Source organism: Vibrio limimangrovi (assembly GCF_054064025.1).
The window spans coordinates 1-4,376 of the sequence record NZ_JBSUGF010000030.1; the positions used below are offsets into that span (position 1 = coordinate 1).

Sequence of the window (4,376 nt, forward strand, 5' to 3'; positions counted from 1 at the left end):
TCACAAAGTCATTGATTAATAGATTGGTACATAGCAATTGCGCAGCACACAGGCTGTTTCGATAAATGATGACGTCGTGGGAGTCAAGGTGTTCCCTCTTCCAGAGGTCAACATGGGCTTATTGCATCCTCACCTTCACTTATAGAACGCTTTCCACCTTTTGTGGATCAGTTGGGCGTGTTGCATCCTCGTTCTGACTGGTGGCGCAGTCGACAGCTGCATTTGGGCTTATTGCATCCTCCACCAGGGAGCTATGTGTTTTTTTGTGCGTAGTGACGTTATGTATTGAGTGGGCATTGGGATAACAGCGCCGGACTAATGTCGCCTGCCATCGTTCTCAATCACCGAATAACGCCTGAACTTCCATTCACTTCTTTAGATTTTGTTCTGCACCCCTTACCAGTCCTGGATTGGGTTAAAGTTTGCGGCTTCGTCTAATTTCTTAACTTAAATTAGACGAAGAGGTGATGCATTTCTGTGCATCGATTAATCGCTGTTTCCTCTTTCTCGAACTAGGGTTCTCGGAAAGCCCCTCTAATAGAGCCCAACCAAGAAGTAGGAACATCGAGCATTGAGGTAAGCGATAATTGTATTTTCATATGAGTTATCCTTTATATGCAGTTATGCGACAGAGTATAAACGCCATTGCGTTTGCATCTGGAGTAGTGCAACGATGAGGCTACTGAGAATATGTTGAACCAAGAAAAATGAGTGACAACGAGAGGGTGGAATATAGGCTCAGAGGGGACGGTAGCCTAAGAATAGACGCTAATACAGACATAATCGACGTAGAAGCTTGAAATAAAAATCGGTGGGTCTAACTCTAGAAATTAAACCCACCGATACTGACGTGAGTTGCTCGTGTTTACATTGAGTACCTGTACCAATGAGAAAGGAGCAAACTCTATTTCATACTCCTTATTGACCATTAGGACGGAAAAACGCCTCGTCTGGAGGCATAAATTGTTACGCCTAACTATTTTTCATCGAAACCCTGTTGTGGTTTTTATTTGAACTGTCTGCGCTTGTGGGTGATTCGAATGACCGATAAACGTACTTAGATTGAACGTATTTCGTATAGACACTTTAGCCGTCTATATTTCTATCTCCGGTTTTTAACGTTTTTCATCACCTACCTGAAGGCTTTTTAGTCCTGCAGTTAACATTCTTTGGTAATCATAAAAGGCGACGCTCAATCCCATTGTCCATTCAACTTAGGGAGATTTTGAACGAGTTTAAAGAGGTAAAGATGTGAGAGCGAACGCCAAAATCGGTTGGTAGTGTAGTTAAGATACGACAGGATCGCTTGGAGATCACAATCTCGAAGCTAGGCAATCTCGAAGCTAGGCGTCGTAAAACGTCTCTGGACATAAATCATTTAGAGTCGATATACTAAATTTCAGCCTCTACATTACTTTAGGTAGGAATTATTGATAAAAAGAAACATGTTTAGTTCTTGTTAATTTACACCTAGTAGCTTGTTAGTCATTAATTGAGATAGAAATTGATTGCTTGATGTCACCCGTAACGTACTTTGGCGCAATAGAGAATAAGAGCATTTCAGACCAGTATGGTTCGTGACGTTCGTAGATAGCTTTAGAGAGTTCAATCATCAGGTCACAATATCTATGGTATGCATCTTTATAACTTATTTTGTCAGAATCGCGGCCAGTGAGATTAATGATTGTATCTAGGTCTAATTTGATTAAATCTTTATTTCGACCCGAAGGCATCGGATAGAACTCATTAGTATCAGTATGTTTGAGCAACAGCCAATTAAGTGAGTAGATGACCCTTGAGTCATAAATAGCATACTTTGTGTGATCAAGAAAAGAGGCAACTTTAGACATAGATGAAATGACATCGAATGTTTTTTTATCTAGAGCTCCTTTGCTGAGGCGAGCATCTAGCTTCAACAATATATCATCATTTTTTTCTGTCGATTTGAGACTTCCAATCCCTCCCCATGTCTGAATAACCCAGTAGCGATTGGTTAAGTCGTTAACTAACAAAGAGCTCAAGTTGTGCTTCATGAAAAGATTTCGGTCATAGTTCGATGTAATTTCGCTTGGAAAATCTAACGGACAGTCCTCTGGCATCATCCATGTAAAGTATTCTTTGAGAGGAAATTCTTCAGCGATTGATTTTAGTTCTTCTATTAGGGGTTCAAGGTTCATTGTATATAAAATTAAGATTAAGTTTTCTATACGTTATCAGGTCTTGAGTTGATGTGCTTAATTTATCGCAAATAAACTGAAAAACGACTTCGCTCACTCGTACTTCAATACCAAGTTACTCTGCAGGAGCGTAGCTATATTCTGGAGTTCATCTGATTTTTTAAACTCATTCCGGTGCACTTTCATGCTAGAAGTTTGAGACCTATCTGACACGATGAGGGACAGAAATGTTTCAGCCAGAGCTAGCTGATACGAAGATGGACAATTCTTTGTCAGTGATTTTACTAAATTAGCAATGTACAAATAACTTAAGGTATGGCAATTCTCTTAATGGTGCTGGTTCAGATTAGTATGGCTCTATCTCGTGGGCAACTCATGAATAAATTTAGGTAGTGAAAAACAACCTAATGAGGTGCCGAGTCCGAGGTTGGCTAGTGCAGAATACGCTACATTTTTCCTGAAATCGTAGGGTTAGTATTTACTTTTTTTGCTCATTATCAATTCAACAACTATCGAACCTATTATGATTAATAACGTCAGATTAATAACCCTAGATATATCCCAACTACCTTCATAAAATAGAACGTTACTTCCTAAGCAGAAAACCACAGTAAACGGTAAACTATAACGCACTACTCTTTTACTAAAAGGCAACTGCATTCGAGCTTCCCATTCGGCTCTACGCTTCTCACAAATCTTTTGGATTATGACTGTAATATTCATTTTTGGCCTTTTATCTCTTACGTCACTTATCGTGGCATGATGTACATCCACCCTTTGCAGAAAGACCTATTGATCCAGCTGACACAATACCAAAAAAACCCCCTCCCATAATCGGTGCAGCTATACCACCTAATGCTCCGGAGAAAGCGCCAATAGCAACATCACGAAATGTGGGATCGTTGTTGGGTGCGGTCGCTACTGCATCCATTATCCCTAATGTCGCGCCAGCAGCAGCAGCTCTAATAAAGATGACAGGTATTACTGGAAGAGCCATAGGCACAATATCATTATCTGTCCCGCGGTCTCGTGCAACGAGAATACCCTCTTGTTCTAACGAGAACACAATGTTTTCTGATTGATAAACCGCAAGCCTGCTGGTCGTATAGACATACTCATTAGGGAGAAGGTAACTTACATTCAGCTTCCTATCTGCAGATTCGATAGGCTTTGATGACAAGTTTACAAAAGTGATTATCTTTTGATTAGAGTTTGTATCTAAACAGTACCCCTTCTCCTGTGTTAACTGGTAGTGAACACCTGCATCCAAATGATTACAGTCATCAAAAATCTCCATAGAAGCTTTTGCTTGATTTGCAAATACCACCAAGAAAGTAACAATGAACAAGTCCTTAAACATGGTTTTCCTTTATTAGTACACATATGACATAGAATTCATAAAATACTCGACCACCCCAAAATATGCAAATAATAATTATTATCATTTTACTTAACGGTTCTTTCTTACTTCTTGAGCGAAAAAGTGGAGAGTTGTTGCTCAGATCCCTTGATTCGTTTTCACAACCCACGATTCTGGTTGTGTATCCACTCGAATAACACCGTTTAAAGAATGTAAAAATTGAGCGCACTGAAGAGTATGAGGGGGTTCTACATCGCCATGAGAATATGCCAGTATTGGAGGAACCAATGTTTCGTCACAAAATCTCATAAATACTCGAGTAAATCCTTATTATCGGATAGTATTAAAGAACTACACTAAATATTACGTAACTTGTTGATATTATGTTGTAATAAATTTAACTTTAAAAAATTAAGTATCATACTAAACGTATATTTTTGGCATAAAATTTTTGAAAAGCTCAGTTAAAACATTGATTTTTCATTGGTATAAAAATTTATTACATTATCGGCATAGTGCTTTATTCTCCGGTTCAATACTTTATTACTCTCACACACTTATACCGAATGAAAAAATAATGTAACGAACTTATCTGGAATTATCGAAAAGAAAGATAAGCTCTGTTTCCCTACCTAAAAGTTTAGCCAGTAGACATATGCCTAAACCTATAGCACTCAGATGCAGCTAAACAGGTAATAAGTCATTAGGTAAATTAGGGCAAACTTCGATACTCAGGAACATCGTGAGTTGTAGGGTCTGAATTGATGTATGGAATCCACTCTTCCCCTGCCAACCTAAACTTAGCAGGATGAGATAAATATCTGAGGGTTCCAACATGC

2 protein-coding genes are annotated in these 4,376 nt (G+C 38.8%); both read right to left on the bottom strand.

Going from position 1 to position 4,376, the window contains the following annotated elements; all coding sequences use genetic code 11:
* Window positions 1–1,481 precede the first annotated feature (1,481 nt).
* Window positions 1,482–2,177, bottom strand: a complete 696-nt coding sequence (locus ACWYU8_RS21895; RefSeq protein WP_457521835.1) for a hypothetical protein — start codon at window positions 2,175–2,177, stop codon at window positions 1,482–1,484.
* Between the two features lie 745 nt (window positions 2,178–2,922).
* On the bottom strand, window positions 2,923–3,537 hold the full coding sequence (locus tag ACWYU8_RS21900; protein ID WP_457521836.1) for a hypothetical protein: 615 nt from the start codon (window positions 3,535–3,537) through the stop codon (window positions 2,923–2,925).
* Window positions 3,538–4,376 lie beyond the last annotated feature (839 nt).